We start from the raw sequence: 24,601 nt of genomic DNA, 5'->3' as shown, positions 1-24,601 counted from the left end.
TGGCTATCCGATTTACACTTACTTTTTCACGACCCAGGCATCCTGCCAGTTGGAACCCACGCCCGGCTCAAAGTGAGTCGCGCCGCTGTTCCACTGCATGCAGTAACCGCTGTAAGGGAAAGGTTTGCACTGATATACCTTGCCGTCTTTCGGTTGCAGCACTGTGGTGCCGGCAGTGTATTTACTCAGCGCGTTCGGGAAGACGAAGTTATAGTCGCCGTTGCCGCCGCCACCGCCGGTGGATTCCGCTTCCAGGTTGAAGTTTTCGATATCTGGTTGAATGCTCTGCCCGTTGTCGTTGCTGGCGATCACTTTCAGCATGTGGTGGCCTTCGCTGACGTTGCTCAGCGCCATAGTCAGCGGCTGGCTGGCGTCTTCCAGCGTCGCTTTCAGGTAGCCTTTTTCCGTCTGGCCGTGGTCGTAAACGCGCGCTTCAACCGTCAGTTTGCCTTTGACCTCGGCATTGAAGGTCAGCTGAGCTTTGCCGTCCTTGATTTTGGTGCTGGACAGGTTGCCGATGCGGATCTCTTCGGTGATAGCCGGCGTTTCTTCCTCATAGGAAATCACCACGCTCTTCATCGTGCTGCCCTGCTTGGCGTAGACCGCGTTGTTGCCGAATACCGGATTGACGTTGCCTTTGCCGTCTTTCACCCCGGCACGCACCGCTTTCTGTTCGGCGTTGATCTTGCTGGCCAGCGCGTGACCCCAGCGGTTTTTGTCGGTCAGCGTCTCACTGTCGATCGCCAGTTCGGTTTTCATAGTCAGCACTTCACCGTCCGCATCGAAGAAGCGGGCGATCACCTTGTCGCCAACCTGCAGGTTTTTACCGGTGAGGGAACCTTGCAGCTGCTTGCGCCATTCCGACACGACGCCGTCGTCTTCGAAGTTAACGTCAACCACCTGATAGAAACTGTTTACCGTGTCATTGATTTCCCACACGCCGTAAATCACCTGATAGCCGGTTCTCTCCGGCACCACGCACTGGTGCACTTCGCGATCTTTTGGCGGCTTGGCATGGCCATCAATCTCGCAGAACGGCTCTTTTTCGAAGGCCTCGCGCGACAGCGGCTTGTTCACATCCCAGTCCTGTTTGGTGATGTAGTAACGCCAGTTATTGGTTTTGTGCTTGGCGGTGTGGTACCAGGTGAACGTCTGTGGCCCCGGCTTCATGGTATTCAACGCCCAGACGTTGACGCCCTGGCGATCCAACGACTCGAAGCCGTTCACCCCGCCGCTGGCCAGCTGGCCGTCGAGCGGCGTCGCGCCGCCAGGGAAGCCGGAAACCTGCTCGACGCTCTGCGGTTCCCACTGCGCCCGGCCGCAGTCGGTGTTGCTGCCCAGCTTGCACTTGTAGGCGCGGCTCTCGGGCACTTCGATATAACCGTGCGACCAGGCGGCCGAGGAGGCCGCGAGCGTTGCCATCATCAGGGCGATTTTGGATAATTTCATTACGACTCCAGTTAAATTTATTGGATTCCAACTGAGTGAGAAGAAACTCAAAGAGGTGCGGCGATACCGCGAGAGGAATAATAAGTAGAAGCCCTGAACGCCCGGCACTTAGAATGCATTAAAATAATAAAACCTAATATCGTCATGATATTAAATGGCATGACAAACGTTTAAAATAATCCGGAAAGCGTGAAATACCGTAGCACCGAGCAAGAAAATAAATACACCGTACCAACACCGCAGAGAAAATAACGTGACATTGAAAAATATTGCCGCAGCGATCGTGGCATCCCTGCTGTTATCCGGCTGCCAGCACGCCGCCAAATCGGCTCCTGACGCCGCCACCCAACGCGACCAGCTGTCGTCGCTGGTCGGCGCCGGTCAATTTCTAAGAGACAGGTGCAACCGCGCCGATATTCCGGCCGGCGATAAGCTCGCGGCGGCGGCGCTGCAGGAAGCGAAGGAAAAAGATTGGACGCCGGCGCTCAATCGCGCCCAACTGCTTGCGGCGGGTAAACACGTCGCCGCGCAGCTGGAGGCCGACGCCACGCCGCTGCAGGAAAAGTGCCGTGAACTCAACCGCTCGCTGGCGCCTTTTTTAGCCCAGCTGCGTTAGCCCCCTATCGGCAGCGCAAGCCACTGACAGGCCACCGCGCCGGCGCCCGCCGTCGCCAGCCCCGGCCCGAAGGGCAGGGGTTGGGCCGCATCGCCGCCGCGCCACGCGCGCAGCAACAGCCACAGCAGGCTGCCGGCGGAGGCGAACAGCAGGATCGACGGCAAAGCGGCATAGCCGCCCCAGGCGCCAAGCGCCGCCAACAGTTTGAAATCGCCGTATCCCAGCCCCTCGCGGCCGGTCGCCAAACGAAATCCCCAATACAATAGCCAGAGCGCCAGATAGCCCGCCATCGCGCCAATGACCGCCGCCGGCAAAAAGGCCGGGTGCGCCAGACAATGCCACAGTAAGCCGATCCACAGCAGCGATAGCGTCAGGCAATCCGGCAGCAGCTGACATTGGTTGTCGATCGCCGCCAACGCCAGCAACAGCGCAACCAACGTCAGCATGAAAAACCAATCCCCCCCGATGCCGAGCCGCCAGGCCAGGGTTATCCCCATCAGCATCAGAAATAATTCCAGCAGTGGATAACGCACGGCAATAGGACGGCGGCAATAACGACAGCGGCCACGCAACAGCAGCCAACTTAATAAAGGAATATTATCGAACGCCGATAATTTTTTTTTGCATGACGGACAGAATGAACGCGGCCAAAAGAGATCGAACCGCTCGGCCTGCGCCGTTTCCATTTCGCGCTCAAGCATAATGGGCAGCCGATAAACGACTACGTTAATAAAACTACCGACGCACAGACTCAACACGGCGCTAAATAACAGCCAGTGTTCATCTGCCGCCGCGTTTATAGCAAATAGCATGATTTTTTCTGATCCCTGATGATTCTTTCGCGTTGGTTACATCGACGGCTGCGTCGTTACCCGCAGCAGGCTGACCTGCACTATGCCCGGCGCCTGCTCCGCGCGTTCCACGGCGAGCGCCAGCACGCGGATGCCATGCTCACGCTGCAGGGCGGCCAGCCACGACAGCAGGCTTTCAAACGGCACGGGCGGCAGCCCCACCTGCATCTGCGCATCACTTTCCGTCAGGGCGATGATGGGGATGCGGAACGCCTGCGCGCTCTGCCGCAGCCGCTCCGGCAGTTGCTCGCGCGCAGCGGCATCCGGCGGCAAGCGCGCCTGCAGTTGCTGGATGACGCGTGCCTGCCCCTGCAGCGCGGCCAGGCGCTGTGCGCTTTTCTGCGCCTGTGAAAACTGATACAGGCAGTAGCCGCAGGCTGCCAGCAGCAACAGGCTTAACAGCACCGCCCGCCGCAACGCCTTATCGCGCCACCCGATATTCATCGCTCACCTCTCACCGTCAGGATCGCCTGGTTGGACGCACCGCCTTCGCTGAACGCCATGCTGACCTCGCCGTCGTTAACCGGCGCCGGCAGCGGCACGTCGTTTCTGTTCACCGTCACCACCAGACGATCGTCGGCGGCGTCGAAAGCCAGCGCCTGCAGCTGCGGGGGCGCCCATAACGCGAGCGCCCCGGCCGCGTAGGGCAACAGCCTGAACAGCTGCGGCGCATTCAGGGCATCCTGCATACGCCGCACCCGCGCTTTCGCCGCCTGCTCGGCAAACGCCGACGCGGCCTGACCCGGCAGCAGGTGCCGTGAGAGCGCCGCAATCTGGCTCTCGTTCTGCCGGGCCATCTGTTGGTGATGCAAACCGCCCACCAGCAGCGAACCGCTGAGCAACAGCAGCGCGCAGGCGGTCTTGTCGGGCAGGCGGCGCGGCCAGCGTACGCTCGGTTTGAAACGTCCCTGCAGCAGCGTGAATGTACTGTTCCAGGCCTCTTCCGCCAGTCGCCAGAGCGGATCCTCGTCAATGCGCGCCGCTTCCCAGCCCGCCGGAACCTCCCCGCCGCGGTGCAGACACCAGTCCGGCGTCGGCAGTGAAGCGCAGCCCAGCCAGGCGTCGGGCAGCTGCATTCCCTGCCCGCTTCCCGTTCGGATCAACCAGTGGTTGCGCCAATGCAGCGCGCTGCATTGGCCGGGCAGCGGCAATGCCAGCACGTCGGGCAGCATTTTATCGGCGCGAATGCCGCTGGCGCTCAGGCGCTCGACCCATTCCTGCATCTGCGTCAGCGCGACGCCGGCGAGGGTGAAATCGCGCTGCGCCTTGTCCAGCACCGCCCAGTGCATCTGCTCAGCATCGGCCAATAATCCGGCCTCATGGGCGTAGGCCAGCGCCAGCGGCGTCGCCTGCCGGGCCTTGCCCTGGAATGTCGTTTGCCTCAGCGCCACATGACGGGCAGGCACCAACACCACGACGCGGCTGCCCTGCGCCATGGCAGCCAACTCGCCGCCGCCTTCGGTCAGATCGAGGTGGGCGCCAAAGCGGCAACTCGTCTCGCCGACGCGGCCCCAGCGCACATCGGCCATCAAGTCCTCGCTCAGCGCGATAAGCAGGATTGTATTCGCCACCCTTTACCCCTCCCCTCTGTCGAACAGGCGTCCGCTGACCGTGACGCCTGACTGGCCCGGTTGCAACGCGCTGACGAGCCGATAGCGCCCGTCGTTCAGCGTCAGCTGCAGCTGCGCAATCCAGCGGCTATCGTCGAACGTCAATCGCTCGCCGAGATCGTCGTCACCCAAGTCTTGCAGCGCTTTTTCCTGCGACAAAAACGCCAGCGTCTGCCAGCCCTGCGGCGGACGGGCCGCCAGCAGCGCCCGCAGCCGTTCATCGCTCAGGGCGTTCATCAGCATCGCCCGCAGCAGCGGTAATTGCGCCTCGCTCACGGCATCCGGGTTGATGCGCAGTTCGGCATCCGGCGCCGCACAAAGCTGCGGTGCCAGGCGCAGGTAAAGCTCACGATCGATGCCGGCCAGCTCCCGCAGTTCGCTGACATTCCCCATCAGATACCCCTCGTCATCGCCCCTGGCGACGATGGCCTCGGCAATCGCGGCCGCCTGCGCGTCGTCGATCCCCAGGTTGTTCAGTAACAGCATGAATATCCGCCTCTCCTTATTGGGGGGCCCCCCCTCGCTATCCCCGGCCTCCGTTGGGCCGGCGGCGCGGATCAGGGCATTTAGGTTGAAACAGGCATCGACGCGGCGCAGGCGTATCGCCACCTCCCCCTCTTCGGTACGCATACTGAACGCCGCTCCTGATGCTCCCCAGGCCTTGCGCTTCTCTCCCGCCTGCCGCAACCGCTGTTGGGCGTAGATCTCCCCGCCCAGCAGCAGCCATTTGGCCTTCAGCCGATCCTGTTGAGACTGGGTGCGCGCCAGCGAACGCTGCCAGTTATCGTTGATATTGATCGCCACGATCGCCATCAGCGACATCAGCAGCAGCACCATCAACAGCGCCATACCGCGTTGTTTTTTCATGATGGCCTCGCGGCGGGCACCGTGACGATGCGGCGCACCTCCCCCAGCGCGGGAGTTTCGACGACGATCTCCACCGCCTGCGGCAGCAGCCCGCCGGCGCGCCAGGCCGTCAACCATTCGCCCTGCAGGTAAAAACGCAGGCGGAACCGCGTCACCTCCGGCAGCAGCAGCACGCTGCGCGCCGCCGCCTGCGGGCTGCCCAAACTCGGATAGCTGAGACGCTCGAGCCGCCCCTGCCGGTAGCGATACTCCACCCGCTCCAGCGTGGCGCGCGGCAGCCGAGCGTGTGGATTCGGCCAGCCGTTTCGGATCAGCAGCAGCTGTATATCCGCGTCCTCGCCCACCGTCTGCCGCACCGCGAACTCCGGCACCGCCGGCAAGCGCTTATCGCCAATCGGCGCCCGCGCCTGCGCATGAGTGAAATCGCGTTCGACGATCGCCAGCGCCCGTTGCAGCTGGGTCAGCTGCGTCGATTTGCGCCGGGTGATTTCATCGCTTTTCAGCACGCCCCTAAAGACCGCCAGCGCGGTGAGCGACAGCATGGCGAACAGGGCGATGGCCAGCAGCATTTCCACCAGCGTAAAACCGCATTGCGAACCGCGTTTCATGGCAGTGCCCTGTAGGCCAGCATCTCCACCAGCGCGTTGCGATCCTGCGGATCGCGCCGGACTTCAATCGCGATCGCCCGCATTCCGGCGTCGCTGGTCTCCTGCCCGCGATAGCGCCAGTGCCAGGTTTCACCGGCCATCGCCGCAGTGCCCGAATGCCAGGCCAGCGTCGGCGGATGCGGGTCGAGCTGCAGCAGCGTCAACTGGTTGTCCGCCACCCACAGCGCAACGGTCTTGGCTTCGATCGCGCTCAGGCTGCGCACCTGGCCGCCGGTGCTGTTGATCAGCGCCAGGCAGCCGATGGCGAAGATCATCAAGGCCACCATTACCTCCAGCAGCGTCATACCCCGCTGGCGTTTAATTTTCCGCGTCATCGCAACGAATATCCGTCGTTTCAAATACGAAGTAACCGGGTGCCTGCAATCGCCACTGGCACTTGCCCTGCGACAGCGCCACGCTGAACGCCGTGGTTTCGCCCCCCGGATACAGCCACACCTGCGGCATCTGCGCCGCCGCGTCGTCAAGCGTGACGGCTTGCCCATCAACGCTCAGCCGCAGCGCGATGCCCTCCGGCAAAACGTATTCATCCCGCCCCTCTTCGGCGGCGACGCTGCGCCAACCGCCGCTGGAGAACGCCACGCCATAACTAACCCCTTCACGTTCGGCCCGCTCGGCGAGGGCATACAGCCAATGGTTCAGCCGCTCCCCCTGCCGCGCCAGCGGCTTCTCATCCGCAGGAAAACTCAGCATCACCAGGCCGCTGGTCACTCCCAGCAACAGCAATACCAGCATGATCTCCAGCAGCGTAAAGCCGCGTATGCGCCTCATGGCGCGTCGGCGTCGGCCACCCAGTTGCCGATGTCGTCATCGGTGTCGGCAACGCCGTCCTGGCCCAGAGAAAACACGTCCAGCTTGCCGTGGCGCCCCGGGTTGCGCAGACGGTACTCCTGCCCCCAGGGATCTTGCGGCAACCGGCGAATATAGCCGTCTTCGGGATAATTCCTCGGGATCGGCGCCAGCACCGGCCGGGTCACCAGCGCCGCCAGCCCCTGCTCCGCGCTGGGATAACGCCCGTTATCCAGCTTGTACATATCCAGCGCGTTCTCCAGCGCCACGATATCGCTGGCGGCCTTTTGCCGATCGGCCTTCTCCTTGTTTCCCATCAGGCTTGGAATGGTCAGGCTGGCCAACAGCCCCAGAATGACGATCACCACCATGATTTCCAGCAGCGTAAACCCTCGCTGCCGAGACCTGCTTGTCTTGCTGATATAACTCACTTTACTCTCCATTAATGGCATGATTAGCCGACCATATTATTGAGCTGCAATATCGGCTGTAGGATGGCCAAAATGATGAACAGCACCGAACCGGCCATCGCGATCACCAATAAAGGCTCGAACAACCCCAGCGCCAGCGTGATTTGCCGGCTGAAGGCCTCCTGCTGCATAGCCGCCGCCCGCTCGAGCATCATGTCCAGCTCACCGCTGCGCTCGCCGGACATGATCATGTGCCGCATCATCGGCGAGAACAGCGCGGTGCCCTCGAGCGACGGCGATAACCCTTCGCCCTCCCGCACCCGCTCCATCGCCGCCAGCAGCCGTTCGCGGGCGGCGTCGTTGCCCAACACACCGGCGCTGATGCGCATCGCCTCCAGCAACGGCACCGCGCTGGCGTTCAAAATGCTCAGCGTTTTGGCGTAGCGCGCCGTATTCACCGCCAGCGACAGTTTGCCGACCACCGGCAACCGCAGGATGAACGCATGCCAGCGCACGCGCCGCGCCGGATCCCGCAGGCGATAGCGGAAAGCGCCGAGACTCGCCAGCGCCAACATCAGCGCCAATGCCCCCCATTGGCGCAGCCCGTCGCTGGCGCCGAGCAGCATCCGGGTCGACAGCGGCAAGGTCTGTTTCATATGCACAAACTGTTCGATCACCTTCGGCACCACCGCCGTCAACAGGATCGCCACTACGCCGATCGCCACCGCCGTCAGCACCATCGGGTACACCAGCGCCTGCACGATCTTGTTCTTCATTTGCTGGCGCTGTTCGACGTAGTCGGCCAGCCGCTCCAGCACCGGCGCCAGATGGCCGGAAATCTCACCGGCCGCCACCATGGCGCAGTAGAGACGGTCAAAAATTCGCGGATGCTGCCCTAGAGCCTGCGCCAGCGGGAAGCCCTCCAGAATGCGCTGCCGCACCTGAGCCAACGCCGCCTGCAGGCCTTTTTTCTCCGTTTGCCGCGCCACCGCCATCAACGCTTCCTCGAGCGGCAGCGCAGCGGAGAGCAGCGTCGCCAGCTGCCGGGTCAACAGCGCCACATCGCCGCTGCTCACGCCGCTCATCCAGCGGCCGGCCAACATGCCGGCGAAAACGGGCCGCCCGCGCGCTTGCACCGCCAGCACCTGCCACCCCTTTTCACGCAGGCGATCGCGGGCGTGGCGCAGAGAATCCGCCTCCAACACGCCGCGCTGGGCGCGCCCCTCACGATCGCAGGCGCGATAATCAAACTTCATCGCCGTCCCCTTCGCGCGTCACCCGCAGCACTTCCTCCAGGCTGGTCTCCCCGGCGCGCATCTTGGCGATCCCATCCTGGCGCAGCGGCAGGTAGCGTTCGGCGGCCAGTTTCGCGATGTCCAGCTCGCCGTCACCGCGATGGATCGCCATGCGCATCGGTTCATCCAGCACCAACAGTTCGTGCAAGCCGATTCGGCCGTGATATCCCTGCCCGCCGCAGGCCTCGCACCCCAACGGGCGCCAGCAGGTCACCGCCTGCGTCGGTGGCAGCCCCAGCAGGCGCCGCTGCGCGTCAGACAGCGCATAGGGCTCGCGGCACTGCGGACAAAGCCGACGCACCAGGCGCTGCGCCAACACGCCGCTGAGCGAACTCGAAAGCAGAAACGGTTCGACCCCCATGTCCCGCAGCCGGGTCACGGCGCCGATCGCCGTGTTGGTATGCAGGGTCGACAGCACCAAATGCCCGGTCAATGAGGCCTGCACCGCGATCTGCGCCGTTTCGCCGTCGCGGATCTCGCCGATCAGCACCACGTCGGGATCCTGCCGCAACAGCGCGCGCAGGCCGCGTGCGAAGGTCATGTCCACCTTGGGATTCACCTGCGTCTGCGCGATGCCGGCCAACTCATACTCGACGGGATCTTCGATCGTCATGATGTTGCGCTGTTCATCGTTGATCTGGCTCAGCAAGGTATAGAGCGTGGTGCTCTTGCCGGAGCCGGTCGGCCCGGTGACCAAAATGATGCCGTGCGGCTGGCGGATCAGGCGCAGCAACGCCTGCTGGTGCGCCGGCGCCATACCCAGGCTGGGCAGTTCGAGCCGCACGCCCTGTTTGTCCAACAGGCGCATGACCACGCGCTCGCCGTGGCTGGCCGGCATCACCGACACCCGCACGTCTATCGCCCGCCCGCCGACCTTCAGCGCCATGCGCCCGTCCTGCGGCACGCGCTTCTCGGCGATATCCAGCTTCGACATCACCTTGATGCGCGACACCAGCAGCGCCGCCAGCTTGCGCTGCGGCGCCAGAATCCGCCGCAGCGCGCCGTCGATGCGAAAGCGGATCACCAGCTCGCTCTCGTAGGTTTCGATGTGGATATCGGAGGCGCGCTCTTTGATCGCCTCGCTCAGTAAAGCGTTGATCAGGCGGATAATCGGCGCATCGTCCTGTTCGTCCAACAGGTCTTGCTGCTGCGGCAGCTCTTCGGCCAGCGCGTAAAAATCCAGTTCGCCGCCCAGATCGTCGATCATTCTCTGCGCCTGGCCGCTCTCCTGCTGGTAGTGCGCCACCAGCCGTTGATCAAAAGCCGCCACCTCCAGCTGGGCCAGCGCCGGCACGCCGGGCAGGCAGCGGTAGGCCTCCATCAACCCGGCGTGGCTCGTTTCAGGATGGCAATACATTTGGATTCCGCTCTGCCCATCGACGGCCAGCACGCCATGCTGGCGCGCCCAGGCGAAAGGCAGCAGCGGCCCCGCGGAACGGCGCTTCACGGGCGGGCTCCCCGCGGATAAAACGCGTCGATACTGGCAACGGTGGCGAGAAACGCCCGATTGTCGAGCGCCTTCTTATCGCCGGCGATCTCGCCGCGCAGCGCGTCATTCAGCTCACGATCGTCCTGCTGCTCGGCGTCGAACTTGCCTAACTTGCGTTGGCTCTGCCGGGCATACCCCTCGGTGCTGCGAATGATGGTCGGGCGGATAAACAGCATCAAATTGCGCTTGCTCGCTTTGGTGGCGGTCGAGCGAAACAACGCCCCCACCAGCGGGATCTTGCCGAGGATCGGCACGCTGCTCTCCAGCTCCGAGTTGGACTTGTCCAACAGGCCGCCCACCACCACAGTTTCGCCGCTGTCCACCAGCACCGTGTTGTTGACCGTGCGGATATTGAAGGTCGCCCCCAGCGAATCCGGCGTGGCGCCGGCGCTGTCGGCAACGCTGGAGACCTCCTGTTCGATCTGCAGCAGCACGGACTGGCCCTGGTTGATCTGCGGTTTGACCTTGAGTTTGATCCCCACCGTCTTGCGCGACACGGTATTGAAGACGTTATCGCTGTTGGTGGTTTGCGAACCGGTCAGGATCGGCACATCCTGCCCGACGCTGAACTCCGCCTCGGCGTTATCCAGCGTGACGATGCTCGGCGTGGCCAGGATATTGTTTTGGTTGTTGCTGGCGATGGCGGACAGCAATACGCCCCAGTTACCGCTGTAGAAACCGGTCATCAGGCCGTTGGCCTTGCCGAACACGTCGCTCATGCCGTTTTCGAACCCCGCCGACACCCCGGGCGCCGAGCCGGCAAACTGCGTGCCGCCGCCGTATTTGTTGGCCCACTGCACGCCGATGTTCAGCCCCTGCCCATCCTGCACTTCGACGATCACCGCTTCGACCAGCACCTGCGCGCGGCGCACGTCGAGCTTGGCGACCACCGCCTCCAGATCGCGCATCACGTCCGGCGCGGCGGTGATGATCAGCGCATTGGTCTGCTCATCGGCCTTGATCACCACGTTTTTCAGCAGCGCCACGTTGGCGGCGGCGCTCTCTTTCTCGTTTTGCAGGCCCGCACTCACGCCGGTCAATACCTCGACCAGGCTCTGCGCCTTGGCGTATTTGAGCGGAATAACCTGGGTATTGCCCTGGGTGACGCTCTTGTTATCCAGCTGATCAATCAGTTCTTTGGCGTGTTCGCGGGCCCGATCGTCCCCGGCGATCATCACGCTGTTGGTTCGCTCATCCGCCACCAGCCGCAGCGAGCTCGCGCCGGCCGTACGCCGCTTGCCCTCTTCGCGAAACAGTTCATTCACCATGCGCGCGATCTCCGGCGCCGCCGCATGCTTCAGCGCGAGGGTCTCGACCCGATTGCCGTCGTCCTGATCCATCTCCCTGACCAGCTCTAGCAGGCCGTTGACCACGCTGGCCCGCCCGGTGATCAACAGCGCGTTGCCCTGCTCGTAATGCGCCACGCTGCCCACGCCGATGCTGTCGTTAAGCTGGCGCAATATCGGCGAAACGTCCTTGGCCGCGATATTGCGCAGCGGCACCACGCGCATCACCACCTCATCCCCTTCGGCGATCGCCTCTGCGCCGTTTTGCGCCAGCGCGGCTCTTTTCCCCTCTTTGGCGGCGATCACCTTCAGGACGTTGTTGGGCATGCCGATGACCGTATAGCCATAGACGTCCAGCACGTTGAGAAAGAACTGGTAATACTGTTTCTCGTCGAGCTGTTCGTAGCTGCGCACCGTGACCTTACCTTTCACCGCCGGATCGATAATGATGGTTTTGCCCAGGTTTTTACTGACCGTATTGATAAATTCCTGAATGTCCGTGCCTTTGAAATTGGCAGAGAATTGCTCCGCGCGCGCCGCGCCGCCCAGCGCGATCATGACGGCCGCCGCCGCTAATGCGCGCCATAAGCCGGCGCTCCAGCCTGGGCCAGAACGATAAATGAAATGCGTAATCACAATGTCGCCTTATGCTATGAAACACCCCGCGCCGAAACGACGCGCCGGCTACTCTTTAAACGTCAGCGTGGCGTAATAGCCGTTTTCATCGAGCAGTATTTTATTTTTCACTATCCGCACGATAACGGCATTGCTGCCGGCCAGACGGTCGCCAACGCCATAACCGGTTTGCTTGCCGCCATGCTCGACGATGACCAGGCTTTTTTTGGCGTTGTCGCTGAACAGCAAGCCGGCTATCTTGCCGAGCGCTGCGGCTTCCGGCGCGTTAGCCAGCAGCTCGGCACCGATCGCCCATTCGCCGACTTTATACCCGTGCGCCTTTTCGCCGTTTTTCGCCGCTTGATAGCGGCCAAACCAGTGCGCGTCATTAATTTTTCCGATGCCATCTTCCTGAGGAAAGACACTATGACGCACCGACCCGCGCGCGTTTTCACGGCTCGGCTCAACGGGCGCGCCATCCCCGGCCACCATTCGCCATCCCAGCTGGAGCATGAATGCCAGATTTATCAGGCAGAAAAGTAGAATAAGAAGGTCTGTCAACCGCTTGCTCACGTGCCCCCCGGTTATTCAACGGTGTCAACGCTAAGCGGAAATACCGACCACCATCGCGACAGAAAACAGCAGCGTGATGATCAGGGCCACTTTATAATTCACGGCGTCCAACCACGTTCGCCGGCGCTTATTAGCCGATGGCGACGGGCAGTCCCCCTGCAAATTAGCGGCCGCGCGCTCGCAGGCCTGAAAGCTCAGCATCACGCCAAATCGGGGAATGGTCTTGATCACCTCGCCGGGAATACCGTGGCGTGAGAGCAAAGAACGGCATTGGAATATCATCTGATAATAATTGTTGTCGCTGATGGTCTCATGATTGCAAAACCAGACCGCGCGAATAATGTCGTTCTTCTTATAAATACCGCTCAACAGGCACAGCATGAAGCGCCGCTGTAATTCGGTCATTTCAATGAGCACATTCTCTTTTTTAAACAACAGCGTTTTTTCATTGTTGTTTAATATCACCAACTCATTTTCCAACAGAGTCTCGTTCAGGGCAATGTTATGTATGTCCATCTCTCGCCTATCAGTTTAATGAAGTCCAAAGGCTCTTGTGCCATCACCTTTGCACGCATGCGGCGAGATGCATTTTCAATGAAAATTAATAGTTCGCCGTTTCAAGAGCGGCCTCAATTAATCATGCGAAAAACATTCATGCAACTTATTTCTTTAATATAAACAATATAAAATTAATATGGCTACACCGCATCGCCTTAGATTCATTAAATCATTTAAAAACATGATGATAGCCGTTTTTGTAAAATAGCTAAATCACCATTAAATTTGATTAACAATGAAAAAATAGGCATTCACGCATAATAACCCATGTTATTAGCTGCGTGCGAAAAAGGCAGGACATGAGGATATAAAAGGTAACCAGAATACACCTTAACCCATATAAAATAACATGCACATCAGGATTCAATATTGCATAAAAACATCGGCGAGTAGGCATCGCTAAACATCAACGTATTCTTATCCACGCTGCGAATATGATAAAACGTCGATTCAGTGCTGAAAAAGTAAGTATACACCTCGTCCGGCAAGGTATCACGCGGCGAATAATTCACCTCGCCATAGTGGAAGCGATAAAAACTGCCTTGCGAGACGTAGCTGAAGTTAACCCGTCGGTTGACGAAATACTTCTCTTCGCCATCGTTGGCCAGGCCCGACAGCATCATCACGCCCTTATCGCCGGACAAAAAGATGTAGTTTATTTTTAGCGACAGCTGGATATCATCGTGCGCCGCCTGCGCGTCCAGCGAATTGAAATAATTAAACGTGGCGTTCGCTTCGCAGGACAAATCGCCGAAGCCATGATGGCTGCGCACCAGGGAATACACCACGCTGCCGGTCAACACGCACAGGCCGACCAGCGTGGCTGACAAGATATTTAACTTTTTTTCCATGCCCGGATGTACTCGCTCTCACAATTATGCAAAACGGCCGCACTGTCCTTCGTGCATTTGGCGATAAACTGGCGTCCGCTGTCTTCACTGGCATTATGAGAACGGTTAACCTTGGTGATGATAATCTCACCGGGGCGGCAACGCTGGCCATAAAGATCCTTACGGATCAAGAACTGCAAATAGTCGTCCTGATGATTCTCCAAAAAATGGCCGGCATAGTAGATCGGGCAGCCGTTCACCGTACCGACGTAAGACAATACCTGCTTCTTTTCACTGTCGCGATGATGTTTGTAATAGATGAAGCACAGCGCCAGAAAAGATAATGGCACGACGATCGATAAGCTGCGCAGCAGAATAAAAAAATAATGGTGGGTATTTTTTGACGCCGCGGCGGATGCGGGCGATGTAGCGGGAACGTCCGCGGCGTGGGGAGGCTCAGGCAAATCAATCCGCAGCCGCTCTATCGATATTATTCTATTGAGTCTATACCCCTTTTTAGAGAGGGTAACGATCAGGCGCTCGTTGAAACCGACAGACGTCAAGGCCCGCCGCGTCAGGCTGATATATTGATTTAACGTCGCGGAAGAAGCGCTCAAGCCGTGATCGCTCCAAACCTGTTGCAACAGCGTTTCCCGGCTTACCGCCTCGTGGCCATGCTCGAGCAAGCATTTGAATACTCTCGAATTGACGCTGGATAAGAAAACTTCCCGTCCCTTCTTTATACTCTTCAATGAACCGTTTTCAGTGTTAAATGTAATATCTTTATCAATGATATAAATCATGTTCAGCCTGACAGCGCACACGGGTTATTATTTAAACTTATTCAGCCAGTTCGTCGACCGCCGCGAAGCGCGGATAGTTTTTTCGCAACGAGAATAAACCATACTAACGCCATCCCAACAGGCGTGCAACTTTAAGAATTTTCCCTATCCCTGCGTCATTATTTGTCCCACAAATAACGATATAAACGCTATTTTTTCACCGTCATCGGATCTGTTGGCAACAATACATTTGGTCACGGGAGGAGAAGGGCAAAAACGGCGCAGAGGAAAAGATTCACGCTCGCGGCGTGCGAAATGACGCTTGCGCAGCTTGTCGACATGAGGAATAACGGGGATAAACATTTTGCGGGCCGCAAAATGGGTGGGGACCCTGCCAGCTACATCCCGGCACACACGTCACCTGCTGCGGCTGCTTCCTTCCGGACCTGACCGAGTTCACAAGTTAGTGTTGCGGGAGAACCAACAGGGCCCCCATTGACGGCTTCTGTACTCCGAAGCGGTGGGCATTATCGGCGATGCCCCATCAAATAGCAAGCCAACCGGGGTTAACCGCTGTTTTCTTACCCACCTGCGCTGTGGCACACTCTTCGCCTGGGTTTTGAGTCACGCAGGAACAGCAATATGCAACCAGAAGACGCCTCTTTCAGCCAGCGGGTTTTCCATATCGTGGCCGCCATCCCGTTCGGCAAAGTCACCACCTACGGCGAAGTCGCCCGGCTGGCCGGCTCGCCGCGCGCCGCGCGTCAGGTCGGGGGCGTGCTGCGGCGTTTGCCGGAAGGCAGCACGCTGCCCTGGCACCGGGTGATCAACCGGCACGGACAGATCTCGCAGCAGGGGGAGGATTTTCAACGGCAACGGCAGGCATTGCTGGCGGAGGGGATTATTTTCGGCCCGCACAGCACGGTCGATTTCGATCGCTACGGCTGGCGCTGGTAAAACAAAACAGCCTTTGGCCGAAGCGCAAAGGCTGCTGATTTCATCTTGCTGTACCGCAGTAAGCTTACTGCATGGCGGTTGGCGCAGCCTGAATCGGCACACCCTGAACCGGAACCAGCAGCAGATCGGCACGGGTGCCGTTGCGGTTAACCACTTCCTGGATGGTGTCGGTAATAAACATCAGTCGCCCGTTGACCGTCACCGCCGCGCTCAGAATGATACGCGCATTCGGTTGGATGTCGGACGGGTTGTACGGCAGCGTAAAGCTGAATGGCGCCTGCTGCCCTTCAGTACGTACCGCGCGCTGTGCAATCACTTTGGACGGCGCATCTGCCAGCGAGGCATCAGAGAGGGTGACCGTCAGTACGGCGTCCGGCGGCAGCGCAATGCGCTGACGTATATTAACCGAACCTGTCACCGCCGGGCCCTGAATCTGCGTTTGCGCAGCCGCCGGATTACCGGCCGCCTGGGTAGGCACATCAGCACTCTTTTGCGCGCATCCCGCCAGCGTGATCGTCAGTGCCGCGGCACCGCCTACGATTTGCCAGAGTTTCATGGATCGGTCTCCTTTTTTATTATCAACATGTTGGTGGCTTTCACCACCTCACCTATTAAACCTAGCACAAAACACTGATAAATCCACTTTACCCTGCCTATTAATCACTTAAACAACCCAAGGCGTCCACGATTAAGAGCATTCTCATCGGCCCTTTAACGCAAAATGTTGACGCCGCGCCGTGATATTCCGCACACTGCGCAAAATGATTATTAGAAAGGTAATAACTTTATGAGCCAGGCATTGCAAAACCTCCTCGATCTGCTGGATCTGGAGAAAATCGAAGAAGGGCTGTTCCGCGGCCAGAGTGAAGATCTGGGGCTGCGCCAGGTGTTCGGTGGGCAAGTGGTCGGCCAGGCGCTGTACGCCGCCAAACAGACGGTGCCGGACGAACGCAGCGTGCATTCGTTCCACAGCTACTTCCTGCGCCCAGGCGACAGCAGCAAGCCTATCGTTTACGACGTGGAAACCCTGCGCGACGGCAACAGTTTCAGTGCGCGCCGCGTCAGCGCCATCCAGCACGGCAAACCTATCTTCTATATGACCGCCTCCTTCCAGAGCCCGGAAGCGGGTTTCGAGCATCAGAACCTGATGCCGGACGTGCCGCCGCCGGAAGGGCTGCTGTCCGAGTCAGAGATCGCCCAGAAACTGGCGCATATGCTGCCGGAAAAAGTGCGCGAAAAATTTATCGGCCAGAAGCCGATCGAAATGCGCCCGGTGAAATTCCACAACCCGCTGAAAGGCAGCGTGGAAGAACCGCATCGCTACGTGTGGTTCCGCGCCAACGGCAGCATGCCGGACGATCAGCGCATCCACCAATATCTGCTGGGCTACGCGTCGGACTTTAACTTCCTGCCGACGGCGCTGCAGCCGCACGGCGTGGGCTTCCTCGAGCCGGGCATGCAGGTGGCCACCATTGACCACTCGATGTGGTTCCACCGTCCGTTCCGCATGGATGACTGGCTGCTGTACGCGGTGGAGAGCTCCTCCGCCTCCGGCGCACGGGGCTTTGTGCGCGGCCAGATCTACACCCGCGACGGCGTACTGGTCGCCACCACCGTGCAGGAAGGGGTGATTCGCCAGCGCGACGCCTGATCCGCAATATAAAGAAAGGGGCGATGTTTCCATCGCCCCTTTTGGCTTCATCATTATTTTAGTCTTTAGCGCACTGCCCTGCTTCGAGTCTTATTGGTTGTAGGCGCTCTCGCCGTGGCTGTTGACATCCAGCCCCTCGCGTTCCTGCTCTTCCGGCACTCTCAGCCCCACCATGGCGCCCGCGATCTTGAAGGCGATAAAGGCGGCGACGCTCGACCACACCAGCGTGATCAGCACGCTCACCAGCTGGATCCAGACCTGGTGGCCCATCGTCACGCCTTCGGCGTAGCCGGTGCCGCCCAGTGAAGAGGCGGTGAACACGCCCGTCAGCAGGCAGCCGACGATGCCGCACACCCCGTGCACGCCGAATACGTCGCAGGTGTCGTCCACTTTCAGCCATTTTTTCAGCGTTACGACGCCCCACAGACCGGCGACGCCGCCCACCAGGCCGATGATCAACGCCCCGCCCACGCCCACGGTGCCCGCCGCCGGCGTCACCGCAACCAACCCGGCGATCATGCCGGAGCAGGCGCCCAGCAGCGAAGGCTTGCCGCGCAGCACCCATTCGGCGAAGGTCCAGGAGAGAATGGCGCCCGCGGTGGCAACCACGGTGTTGAGGAATGCCAGGGCTGCAATGCCGTTGGCCGCGCTGGCGGAGCCGGCGTTGAAGCCGAACCAGCCGATATACAGGATCGACGCCCCGGTAAACACCATCGGCAGGTTGTGCGGTTTGAAGGCCTCTTTACCGAAGCCGGCGCGCTTGCCGATCAGGTAGGCGCCGATCAACCCGGCGCTGGCGGCGTTGATGTGCACCACGGTGCCGCCGGCGAAGTCCAATGCGCCGTCGGCGGCCAGGTAGCCGCCGCCCCACACCATGTGCGCGATCGGCAGGTAAGACAACGTGAACCACAGGATCGCGAAGATCAGCACCGCCGAGAAGCGAATGCGTTCGGCGAAGCCACCCACCACCAGCGCCACGGTGATACAGGCGAAGGAGGCCTGGAAGGCGACGTGGATCATCTGGCTGATGCTGCCGGTGACGCTGTCGATGCCGATGCCTTTCAGCATCGCCGTTTCGAACCCGCCGAACACCGCATTGCCCTCGCTGAACGCCAGGCTGTAGCCATACAACACCCACAGCACGCAAACCAGCGCGAAGGTGACGGTGACCTGCGTCAGCATCGACAGCACGTTTTTGCCGCGCAGCAGGCCGCCGTAAAACAGCGCGATGCCGGGCAGCGTCATGAACAGCACCAACGCGGTGCAGATCATCATAAAGGCGTTGTCGGCCTTATCAGCGACCGCCGGAGCGGCCAGGGCCAAAGAAGGAACCAGGGTTACCGAACTCAGGCCCAACATGGATAACAGTCTTTTCATTATCAATCATCCCCATCACTTAACTGAGTTCGCGGTTACAGTGCCGATTCGTCGGTTTCGCCGGTGCGAATGCGGATCACGCGTTGCAACTCGGCAACGAAAATTTTGCCGTCGCCGATTTTGCCGGTGTAGGCGGCTTTGCTAATCACATCAACCACTTCATCCAACTGATCGTCGGCGATGGCGATATCGATTTTGACCTTGGGCAGGAAGTTGACGTTATATTCAGCGCCGCGATACAGCTCGGCGTGCCCCTTCTGGCGGCCAAAGCCCTTCACTTCGGTTACGGTCAACCCCTGAATGCCCACGGAGGACAGGGCCTCGCGCACGTCCTCCAGCTTGAACGGTTTGATTACCACGGTCACCAGCTTCATATTGCCCCTCCACGAATTAAGCCCAAACTCACCCCTGGTACGCCTCTTATGTAGCAAGGGCTGTGCCAAATTTAATTTTTCATGGCGATTCAGCGGATTAGCGGGCACGCGGGCGCCCCCGCGACGCAGCGCCGCACCGATACCTTGAATGGGTTAAATAATGCGCACTGATTTGGTGCGCATCGCGTCGAAAAAGTGCAGAAAGGGGGCGTGACGCAGGCGGGTTGCCTGCTTGTGGTGCGAGGGAAAGAAACAAGGGCCGCGATCGCGGCCCATGTTCAGGCGGGTTGGCTCTCCTCGCGCACCGCTTCCGCCAACTGCTCGCCCGCCAGCTGCAGCTGATACATCTGGTAGTAGCGCCCCTGCTGCGCCAGCAGCTGCTGATGATTGCCCTGCTCCACCGCCTGGCCGCGATGCAGCACCAGAATGGAGTCGGCATCGACGATGGTCGACAATCGGTGGGCGATCACCACCAGCGTGGTGTGCTCGCGGATCGCACGCAGCGCGCGCTGGATCGCCTGTTCGGTGCCCGAGTCGATGTTGGCGGTCGCCTCGTCGAGGATCAGGATCTGCGGCGCCTGCACCAACACCCGCGCCATCGCCAGCAGCTGTTTCTGCCCGACCGACAGGTTATTGCCCTGCTCTCCCAGCCGGGTGTGAATGCCCTGCGGGAAGCCGCGCACCAGATCCGCCAGCTGCACCGTTTCCAGCGCCCGCCACACGGCCTCTTCCTCGATGTTGCGCCCCAGCGTGACGTTGGCCAGCACCGAATCGGCGATCACCACCGGATCCTGCTGCACCATCGCCACGCCCTGGCGCAGCGTGCGGTGCGACAGGCTGGAGATCGGGCGGCCATCGAGGCGCACTTCCCCCTCGCTGACCGGGTAATAGCCCATCAGCAGGTTGGCCAAGGTGCTCTTGCCGCTGCCGGTATGCCCGACCAGCGCCACGAAGCCGCGCGACGGCACCGCCAGCGAAATGTGCTGCAGCACCTTTTTGTCCGCGCGGTAGGCGAAGCTCAGATCGGTGATGTCGATGCGGCCACCGGCCAACGGACGATCGTCGGCGCCGTAACTCTGCTGGCTGCGATCCATCAGCTCGAAGATGCGTTCGCCGGCCACCACCGCCTGCTGCAGGATCGACTGCTGCGAAGTCAGCTCGATCAGCGGTTCGTTCAGGCGCCCCAGATAATTGATGAAGGCGTAGAGCACGCCGACGCCAATCACGCCTTCGCCGCTGAAGCCGAACAGCATCAGCAGGCCGCACAGCACCAGCGCCGAAAACAGGCTGAGCAGCGGCCGCAGCAGAAAACCGTCGAGCCGCAGGGTCTGCATACGCGCCAGATAGTGCGACTGGCTGGCGGCGCTCATGCGCTCGCCGAAGCGCACCTGCTGGCGGAACTGCTGAATCACGCCCATGCCGTTGATCACTTCGTTAAAGCCGTCGTTGATGTCCGCCAGATAGCTGCGCACCCGGCGCACGATCGGCGTGCTGTAGTATTGATAGATGCCCATCACCACGAACACCGCCGGGAAGATGCAGACCGCCACCAGCGCCATGCGCCAGTCGAGACTGAACATCGCCACCAGCATGGCGCCGATCAGCGCGGCGCTTTTCAGCACCGTGGAGACCACCATCACGTACAGATCCTTGATCACCTCGGTGTCGTTGGTGACGCGCGAGATCAATTGCCCGACCGGCTGGGTGTCGAAGGCGCTGAGCGGCTGGCGCAGCGCAGCGTCCATCACGTCGGTGCGCAGCCGCTGCACCACGCCCACCGCTGCCTGGTTGAACAGCAGCGCCTGGAAGTAGTGCAGCGCCGCCGCCAGCAGCTCCAGCAGAATGTAAGCCGCCGCCAGCCCGCCGACGATCGTCAGCGGCAGCTGCCCTTTGGCGACGTAGTTATCGATGAAATAGCTCACCAGGATCGGCCCGGCGACTTCCGCCGCCGCCGCCACCCACAGCATCAGCACCGCCAGTCCCAGCGGTTTGCGGTACGGCGAGCCGTAGGCCAGCAGCCGCTTCAGCGTCGGCCACAGCTTTTGCACTTTATTCATCGGCCAACGCCTCCTCGCCGTTTTCCGGCGCTTCGTCCAGCGCCGCTTCCAACTGCTGATAACGGTACATATCGCGATACCAGCCCGGCTGCGCCGCCAGCGCCGCATGATCGCCGCGCTGCGCCACGCCGCCGTGCTGCATCACCAGGATCTCGCCGGCTTCGGTCAACGCCGACAGCCGGTGCGCGCTGATGATCACCGTGCGATCTTGCCCCCAGCTGCGCAGGTTGTGCAGGATCTGGTGTTCGGTGCGGCCGTCCACCGCCGACAGCGCGTCGTCAAGGATCAGGATCTCCGCATCCAGCAGCAGCGCGCGCGCAATGGAGATTCGCTGTTTCTGCCCGCCCGACAGCATCACGCCGCGTTCGCCCACCTCGGTGTCATAGCCCTGCGGCAACCGCAGAATGTCCTCATGGACGCTGGCCAACCGCGCCGCCTGTTCGATCTGCGCCTGCGTCGCCCCCGGATGGCCCAGCGCGATGTTGTTCGCCACGGTATCGGAGAACAGGAACGGCGTTTGGCTCACCACCGACAGCCGCGAACGCCAGTCGTCGAGTTTGGCCTGCGGCAGCGGCAGGCCGTGATAGCGGATCTGCCCTTGATCGACGTCGAACTGGCGCTGGATCAGCGACAGCAGCGTCGATTTGCCGGCGCCGGTCGGCCCGCACAGCCCCAGCATCTGCCCCGGTTTCAGCGTCAGCGCCACATCATGCAGCGCCGGGTGCGGATTTTCCGGGTAGTGGAACGCGCGGATATCCACGTCCAGCACGCCGCGCCCGGCCGGCAGCGCCTGCGGGCCGTCCTGCACCGCCGGCGCCTCGTCGAGCAGGCTGCGGATGCGGCTGTAGGCCGCGCTGCCGCGCTCGACGATGTTGAACATCCAGGCCAGCGCCAGCATTGGCCAGATCATCAGGCCGAGGTACATCACAAAGCTGGTCAGTTGCCCGAGCGTCAGCGACCCGTTCACCACCATCCAACTGCCGCCGCCGATGGCCAGTAGGTTAGAGGCGCCGATGGCGATATAAATGGTAGGATCGAAGCGCGCATCCACCCGCGCCACGTGCATGTTCTTGGCGCCGGTCTGCGCCGCGACGTCGGCAAAGCGGTTGGATTGGTGATCTTCCAGCCCAAAGGCCTTGATCATGCGGATGCTGGTCATGCTTTCCTGCGCCTGATCGTTCAGGCTGGAAAACGCCGCCTGCGCCGATTTAAAGCGCTGGTGCAGCTGGTCGCCGTAATATTTGATGGCGATCGCCATCAGCGGCATCGGGATCAACGCCAGCACCGTCAGCTGCCAGCTGATTTGGGTGCTCATCACCACCAGCACCACCAACCCCATCACCAGCGAATCCACCAGCGTCAGCACGCCTTCGCCGGCGGCGAACACCACGCGGTCCACGTCGTTGGTGGCGCGCGCCATCAGATCGCCGGTGCGGTGGCGCAGGTAGAACGCCGGGTTTTGCCGGCTGAGCTGGCGGTAAAAGTTCTCGCGCAGTTCGACCGCCAGCTGGTAGGACGCGCCGAACAGCAATACCCGCCACACATAGCGCAGCAGGTAAACGACGATCGCGGTGCCGATCATCAGCCCGAGCCAGGCCATCAGCACGCCGGTAGACATTTGTTTTTCGGTGACGCCGTCCACGATGATGCCGACCAGCTTAGGCGGCAACAGTTGCAGGATGGCGATGACGATCAGCAGCACCACCGCCCCGAGGTAGCGGCGCCACTCCCGGCGGAAGTACCAGCCGATTTGAGCAAATAATCTCACGCAGTTTGATTCCAGGATTTTATGGGATTTGTCTCTTTTTCTGCTTCAGCGGAGCAGGATACCACCGTTGAGCCGCCCGTCCGGTGAACTTTTCACTCCGGCACCGGCAATGCAGTGGTGTATTTGATTTTTTCCATGGCAAAGCTCGAGGTGACGTCGATGAGGCCCGGTACGCCGTTCACCAGGCGCTTATAAAAGCCGTCGTAGCTTTTCATGTCCGCCACTTCGACCTGCATCAGGTAATCGTACTCCCCCGCCATGCGGTAGAACGCCAGCACCTCGGGCATCTGGCTGGTCAACTGCACAAACGCCTGATACCACTCGCTGCTGTGCTGCTGGGTCTTGATCAGCACAAACGCCGTCAGCCCCAGGCCGAGCTTTTCGTTATCCAGCAGCGCCACCCGGCCGCGGATATAGCCCTCGTCTTCCAGGCGCTTCAGCCGTTTCCAGCACGGCGTCGAGGTCAAATTGACCGCATCGGCCAGCGCCTGCAGTGACTGGGTGCAATCTTGCTGCAGCATGCACAGCAGCTTACGGTCTGTTTTATCTAACATAGCGGCTACCAGGAGAAAAATTTTCTCCCATTAGGCGATTAAACAGGGAAAATGGCAATCCTTTTTTCCTGCCGACAGGCTATGCTACGCCATAAACCAGCCCCCTATTCTGAGGCCAAATCATGACAAACTCTTGGGTAAAATATGCTATCGGTGAAATAGAAGCGGATTTTCAGCGCTCCGCCGATACGCACCTGATTCGCCTGAACATGCCGGCGTTTCCCGGCATCTGCCTGTATCTGAAAGATGAGAGCACCCACCCGACCGGTAGCCTGAAACACCGTCTGGCGCGCTCGCTGTTCCTTTATGGCCTGTGCAACGGCTGGATCACCGAAAACACCACCATCATCGAGGCCTCTTCCGGCAGCACCGCGGTGTCCGAAGCCTACTTCGCCCGTCTGATCGGCCTGCCGTTCATCGCGGTGATGCCGTCCTGCACCGCGCGCCGCAAGGTGGAGCAGATCGCCTTTTACGGCGGCCGCTGTCACTTCGTCGATCACGCCGCCCAGATCTACGCCGCCTCCGAACAGCTGGCGAAAGAGCTGAACGGCCACTATATGGATCAGTTCACCTACGCCGAGCGCGCCACCGACTGGCGCGGCAACAACAACATCGCCGACAGCATCTTCCGCCAGATGGCGCGCGAACCCTTCCCGGTGCCGAAACACATCGTGATGAGCGCTGGCACCGGCGGCACCTCCGCCACGCTGGGGCGCTACATCCGCTATCAGGGGCACGATACGCAATTGACGGTGGTCGATCCGGAAAATTCGGTGTTCTATGACTGCTTCCACCACGGCGATCGCACCCTGATCGGCAGCTGCGGCAGCCGCATCGAAGGCATCGGCCGCCCACGTGCCGAGCCGTCGTTCATCCCGTCGGTGGTCGACAACATGCTGCGGGTGCCGGATGCCGCCAGTGTCGCTACCATTCACTGGCTGGAAGGCGTGCTCGGCCGCAAGGTTGGCGCTTCCACCGGCACCAACGTCTGGGGGGCGCTGCAGCTGGCGAAGCAGATGCGGGAAAACGGCGAGCAAGGGTCGATCGTCACCCTGCTGTGCGACAGCGGCGAGCGTTATCTGGATACCTATTACAACCCGGAATGGGTCAGCAATAACATCGGCGATCTGCAGCCGTATCTGGCGCAGCTGGCGGATTTGTAACGCCAGGCTCCGGAT

The 24,601-nt window shown here is 60.7% G+C and carries 26 protein-coding genes and 1 other RNA gene; 4 read left to right on the top strand and 23 right to left on the bottom strand.

From position 1 onward, the window contains the following. Positions 1 to 18: 18 nt before the first annotated feature. Positions 19 to 1,449 (bottom strand): N-acetylglucosamine-binding protein GbpA, encoded by a 1,431-nt coding sequence (gene gbpA, locus ACJ8HH_RS01020; RefSeq protein ID WP_043146738.1) that lies wholly within the window; start codon positions 1,447 to 1,449, stop codon positions 19 to 21. A gap of 253 nt (positions 1,450 to 1,702) precedes the next feature. On the opposite strand from gbpA, the gene gspS reads away from it, so the two are divergent. Then, complete coding sequence (gspS, locus tag ACJ8HH_RS01015; protein ID WP_033647278.1) at positions 1,703 to 2,065, top strand: type II secretion system pilot lipoprotein GspS; 363 nt, start codon at positions 1,703 to 1,705, stop codon at positions 2,063 to 2,065. Here the strand turns inward: gspS and ACJ8HH_RS01010 are convergent. The 16 genes from ACJ8HH_RS01010 to ffs all read right to left on the bottom strand — a co-directional run bounded on the left by ACJ8HH_RS01010 (position 2,062) and on the right by ffs (position 15,171). After that, positions 2,062 to 2,877, bottom strand: a complete 816-nt coding sequence (locus ACJ8HH_RS01010; RefSeq protein WP_060451908.1) for a prepilin peptidase — start codon at positions 2,875 to 2,877, stop codon at positions 2,062 to 2,064. The genes gspS and ACJ8HH_RS01010 overlap by 4 nt on opposite strands. 36 nt (positions 2,878 to 2,913) lie before the next feature. Continuing rightward, entirely contained in the window at positions 2,914 to 3,360 is a 447-nt protein-coding gene (gene gspM, locus ACJ8HH_RS01005; RefSeq protein WP_039566985.1) for a type II secretion system protein GspM, read from the bottom strand. Then, the gene (gspL, locus tag ACJ8HH_RS01000) at positions 3,357 to 4,487 is read right to left on the bottom strand and encodes a type II secretion system protein GspL (RefSeq protein WP_033647280.1); all 1,131 of its coding nucleotides are present in this window, start codon (positions 4,485 to 4,487) and stop codon (positions 3,357 to 3,359) included. Before gspL ends, gspM begins: the two co-directional genes overlap by 4 nt. 3 nt (positions 4,488 to 4,490) lie before the next feature. After that, positions 4,491 to 5,393, bottom strand: a complete 903-nt coding sequence (gspK, locus tag ACJ8HH_RS00995) for a type II secretion system minor pseudopilin GspK (protein WP_033647281.1) — start codon at positions 5,391 to 5,393, stop codon at positions 4,491 to 4,493. Then, the gene (gene gspJ / locus ACJ8HH_RS00990) at positions 5,390 to 6,001 is read right to left on the bottom strand and encodes a type II secretion system minor pseudopilin GspJ (RefSeq protein WP_033647282.1); all 612 of its coding nucleotides are present in this window, start codon (positions 5,999 to 6,001) and stop codon (positions 5,390 to 5,392) included. The genes gspK and gspJ overlap by 4 nt, the downstream gene beginning before the upstream one ends. Then, positions 5,998 to 6,375, bottom strand: a complete 378-nt coding sequence (gene gspI, locus ACJ8HH_RS00985; RefSeq protein WP_223182041.1) for a type II secretion system minor pseudopilin GspI — start codon at positions 6,373 to 6,375, stop codon at positions 5,998 to 6,000. The genes gspJ and gspI overlap by 4 nt, the downstream gene beginning before the upstream one ends. Then, a complete protein-coding gene (locus tag ACJ8HH_RS00980; RefSeq protein ID WP_060451909.1) occupies positions 6,359 to 6,829 on the bottom strand; it encodes a prepilin-type N-terminal cleavage/methylation domain-containing protein in 471 nt (156 codons plus the stop codon). Before ACJ8HH_RS00980 ends, gspI begins: the two co-directional genes overlap by 17 nt. Next, positions 6,826 to 7,290 (bottom strand): type II secretion system major pseudopilin GspG, encoded by a 465-nt coding sequence (gspG, locus tag ACJ8HH_RS00975; RefSeq protein WP_048321315.1) that lies wholly within the window; start codon positions 7,288 to 7,290, stop codon positions 6,826 to 6,828. Before gspG ends, ACJ8HH_RS00980 begins: the two co-directional genes overlap by 4 nt. An 11-nt stretch (positions 7,291 to 7,301) precedes the next feature. Next, positions 7,302 to 8,513, bottom strand: a complete 1,212-nt coding sequence (gene gspF, locus ACJ8HH_RS00970) for a type II secretion system inner membrane protein GspF (protein WP_033647285.1) — start codon at positions 8,511 to 8,513, stop codon at positions 7,302 to 7,304. Further along, entirely contained in the window at positions 8,503 to 9,999 is a 1,497-nt protein-coding gene (gene gspE / locus ACJ8HH_RS00965; protein WP_172904926.1) for a type II secretion system ATPase GspE, read from the bottom strand. Before gspE ends, gspF begins: the two co-directional genes overlap by 11 nt. Then, positions 9,996 to 11,885, bottom strand: a complete 1,890-nt coding sequence (gene gspD / locus ACJ8HH_RS00960; protein ID WP_033638681.1) for a type II secretion system secretin GspD — start codon at positions 11,883 to 11,885, stop codon at positions 9,996 to 9,998. The genes gspE and gspD overlap by 4 nt, the downstream gene beginning before the upstream one ends. A 126-nt stretch (positions 11,886 to 12,011) precedes the next feature. Continuing rightward, positions 12,012 to 12,515, bottom strand: coding sequence for a type II secretion system protein N (locus ACJ8HH_RS00955; protein WP_197761729.1), 504 nt, complete (start codon positions 12,513 to 12,515; stop codon positions 12,012 to 12,014). 30 nt (positions 12,516 to 12,545) lie between these two features. Beyond that, complete coding sequence (locus ACJ8HH_RS00950) at positions 12,546 to 13,031, bottom strand: winged helix-turn-helix domain-containing protein (protein ID WP_033637328.1); 486 nt, start codon at positions 13,029 to 13,031, stop codon at positions 12,546 to 12,548. 398 nt (positions 13,032 to 13,429) lie between these two features. Beyond that, positions 13,430 to 13,924, bottom strand: a complete 495-nt coding sequence (locus ACJ8HH_RS00945) for a FidL-like protein (RefSeq protein WP_033637327.1) — start codon at positions 13,922 to 13,924, stop codon at positions 13,430 to 13,432. Then, on the bottom strand, positions 13,909 to 14,706 hold the full coding sequence (locus ACJ8HH_RS00940) for a winged helix-turn-helix domain-containing protein (RefSeq protein ID WP_033637326.1): 798 nt from the start codon (positions 14,704 to 14,706) through the stop codon (positions 13,909 to 13,911). The genes ACJ8HH_RS00945 and ACJ8HH_RS00940 overlap by 16 nt, the downstream gene beginning before the upstream one ends. Before the next feature lie 368 nt (positions 14,707 to 15,074). Continuing rightward, positions 15,075 to 15,171, bottom strand: an RNA gene (gene ffs / locus ACJ8HH_RS00935) — signal recognition particle sRNA small type. A 156-nt stretch (positions 15,172 to 15,327) separates the two neighbouring features. Between ffs and ACJ8HH_RS00930 the strand changes: the two genes are divergently transcribed. Beyond that, positions 15,328 to 15,642: an MGMT family protein gene (locus ACJ8HH_RS00930; protein WP_033647296.1), complete on the top strand. Its 315-nt coding sequence runs from the start codon at positions 15,328 to 15,330 to the stop codon at positions 15,640 to 15,642. Positions 15,643 to 15,706: 64 nt separating this feature from the next. On the opposite strand, the gene ACJ8HH_RS00925 is transcribed toward ACJ8HH_RS00930, so the two are convergent. Continuing rightward, entirely contained in the window at positions 15,707 to 16,198 is a 492-nt protein-coding gene (locus ACJ8HH_RS00925; RefSeq protein WP_016928846.1) for a YbaY family lipoprotein, read from the bottom strand. A 231-nt stretch (positions 16,199 to 16,429) separates the two neighbouring features. Between ACJ8HH_RS00925 and tesB the strand changes: the two genes are divergently transcribed. Continuing rightward, the gene (tesB, locus tag ACJ8HH_RS00920) at positions 16,430 to 17,293 is read left to right on the top strand and encodes an acyl-CoA thioesterase II (RefSeq protein ID WP_004940320.1); all 864 of its coding nucleotides are present in this window, start codon (positions 16,430 to 16,432) and stop codon (positions 17,291 to 17,293) included. Positions 17,294 to 17,383: 90 nt separating this feature from the next. Here tesB and amtB read toward each other — a convergent pair whose 3' ends face one another. From amtB to ACJ8HH_RS00895, 5 genes are all read right to left on the bottom strand, one after another. Then, positions 17,384 to 18,670 carry an ammonium transporter AmtB gene (amtB, locus tag ACJ8HH_RS00915; protein WP_004940322.1) on the bottom strand — a complete coding sequence of 429 codons (1,287 nt, stop codon included), beginning with the start codon at positions 18,668 to 18,670 and terminating at the stop codon, positions 17,384 to 17,386. 35 nt (positions 18,671 to 18,705) lie between these two features. After that, positions 18,706 to 19,044: a P-II family nitrogen regulator gene (glnK, locus tag ACJ8HH_RS00910; protein WP_004940327.1), complete on the bottom strand. Its 339-nt coding sequence runs from the start codon at positions 19,042 to 19,044 to the stop codon at positions 18,706 to 18,708. A gap of 278 nt (positions 19,045 to 19,322) precedes the next feature. After that, positions 19,323 to 21,101, bottom strand: a complete 1,779-nt coding sequence (smdB, locus tag ACJ8HH_RS00905) for a multidrug efflux ABC transporter permease/ATP-binding subunit SmdB (RefSeq protein ID WP_033647297.1) — start codon at positions 21,099 to 21,101, stop codon at positions 19,323 to 19,325. Then, positions 21,094 to 22,869 carry a multidrug efflux ABC transporter permease/ATP-binding subunit SmdA gene (smdA, locus tag ACJ8HH_RS00900; protein ID WP_033647298.1) on the bottom strand — a complete coding sequence of 592 codons (1,776 nt, stop codon included), beginning with the start codon at positions 22,867 to 22,869 and terminating at the stop codon, positions 21,094 to 21,096. Before smdA ends, smdB begins: the two co-directional genes overlap by 8 nt. A 92-nt stretch (positions 22,870 to 22,961) precedes the next feature. Further along, complete coding sequence (locus ACJ8HH_RS00895; RefSeq protein ID WP_004940330.1) at positions 22,962 to 23,423, bottom strand: Lrp/AsnC family transcriptional regulator; 462 nt, start codon at positions 23,421 to 23,423, stop codon at positions 22,962 to 22,964. A gap of 122 nt (positions 23,424 to 23,545) precedes the next feature. Here ACJ8HH_RS00895 and ACJ8HH_RS00890 point away from each other — a divergent pair, with 122 nt between their 5' ends. Beyond that, a complete protein-coding gene (locus tag ACJ8HH_RS00890; protein ID WP_041033654.1) occupies positions 23,546 to 24,586 on the top strand; it encodes a PLP-dependent cysteine synthase family protein in 1,041 nt (346 codons plus the stop codon). Positions 24,587 to 24,601 lie beyond the last annotated feature (15 nt).

Source organism: Serratia sp. CY32780 (assembly GCF_052169135.1).
Taxonomy (GTDB): Bacteria; Pseudomonadota; Gammaproteobacteria; order Enterobacterales; family Enterobacteriaceae; genus Serratia; species Serratia sarumanii.
Note: the sequence above shows the minus strand (reverse complement) of the source record. Positions and strands in the feature narration are given on the sequence as shown.

Excerpts from the sequence above, each read along its gene's own strand:
- ACJ8HH_RS00925 (WP_016928846.1), bottom strand. The coding sequence starts at position 16,198 with ATGAAACTCTGGCAAATCGTAGGCGGTGCCGCGGCACTGACGATCACG.
- gspF (WP_033647285.1), bottom strand. The coding sequence starts at position 8,513 with ATGAAGTTTGATTATCGCGCCTGCGATCGTGAGGGGCGCGCCCAGCGC.
- gspI (WP_223182041.1), bottom strand. The coding sequence starts at position 6,375 with ATGACGCGGAAAATTAAACGCCAGCGGGGTATGACGCTGCTGGAGGTA.
- ACJ8HH_RS00980 (WP_060451909.1), bottom strand. The coding sequence starts at position 6,829 with ATGAGGCGCATACGCGGCTTTACGCTGCTGGAGATCATGCTGGTATTG.
- ACJ8HH_RS00890 (WP_041033654.1), top strand. The coding sequence starts at position 23,546 with ATGACAAACTCTTGGGTAAAATATGCTATCGGTGAAATAGAAGCGGAT.
- gspG (WP_048321315.1), bottom strand. The coding sequence starts at position 7,290 with ATGGAGAGTAAAGTGAGTTATATCAGCAAGACAAGCAGGTCTCGGCAG.
- gbpA (WP_043146738.1), bottom strand. The coding sequence starts at position 1,449 with ATGAAATTATCCAAAATCGCCCTGATGATGGCAACGCTCGCGGCCTCC.
- ACJ8HH_RS00895 (WP_004940330.1), bottom strand. The coding sequence starts at position 23,423 with ATGTTAGATAAAACAGACCGTAAGCTGCTGTGCATGCTGCAGCAAGAT.
- amtB (WP_004940322.1), bottom strand. The coding sequence starts at position 18,670 with ATGAAAAGACTGTTATCCATGTTGGGCCTGAGTTCGGTAACCCTGGTT.
- gspD (WP_033638681.1), bottom strand. The coding sequence starts at position 11,885 with ATGATCGCGCTGGGCGGCGCGGCGCGCGCGGAGCAATTCTCTGCCAAT.
- smdB (WP_033647297.1), bottom strand. The coding sequence starts at position 21,101 with ATGAATAAAGTGCAAAAGCTGTGGCCGACGCTGAAGCGGCTGCTGGCC.
- ACJ8HH_RS00945 (WP_033637327.1), bottom strand. The coding sequence starts at position 13,924 with ATGGAAAAAAAGTTAAATATCTTGTCAGCCACGCTGGTCGGCCTGTGC.
- ACJ8HH_RS00930 (WP_033647296.1), top strand. The coding sequence starts at position 15,328 with ATGCAACCAGAAGACGCCTCTTTCAGCCAGCGGGTTTTCCATATCGTG.
- gspJ (WP_033647282.1), bottom strand. The coding sequence starts at position 6,001 with ATGAAACGCGGTTCGCAATGCGGTTTTACGCTGGTGGAAATGCTGCTG.
- ACJ8HH_RS01010 (WP_060451908.1), bottom strand. The coding sequence starts at position 2,877 with ATGCTATTTGCTATAAACGCGGCGGCAGATGAACACTGGCTGTTATTT.
- gspK (WP_033647281.1), bottom strand. The coding sequence starts at position 5,393 with ATGAAAAAACAACGCGGTATGGCGCTGTTGATGGTGCTGCTGCTGATG.
- ACJ8HH_RS00940 (WP_033637326.1), bottom strand. The coding sequence starts at position 14,706 with ATGATTTATATCATTGATAAAGATATTACATTTAACACTGAAAACGGT.
- glnK (WP_004940327.1), bottom strand. The coding sequence starts at position 19,044 with ATGAAGCTGGTGACCGTGGTAATCAAACCGTTCAAGCTGGAGGACGTG.
- gspM (WP_039566985.1), bottom strand. The coding sequence starts at position 3,360 with ATGAATATCGGGTGGCGCGATAAGGCGTTGCGGCGGGCGGTGCTGTTA.
- tesB (WP_004940320.1), top strand. The coding sequence starts at position 16,430 with ATGAGCCAGGCATTGCAAAACCTCCTCGATCTGCTGGATCTGGAGAAA.
- ACJ8HH_RS00950 (WP_033637328.1), bottom strand. The coding sequence starts at position 13,031 with ATGGACATACATAACATTGCCCTGAACGAGACTCTGTTGGAAAATGAG.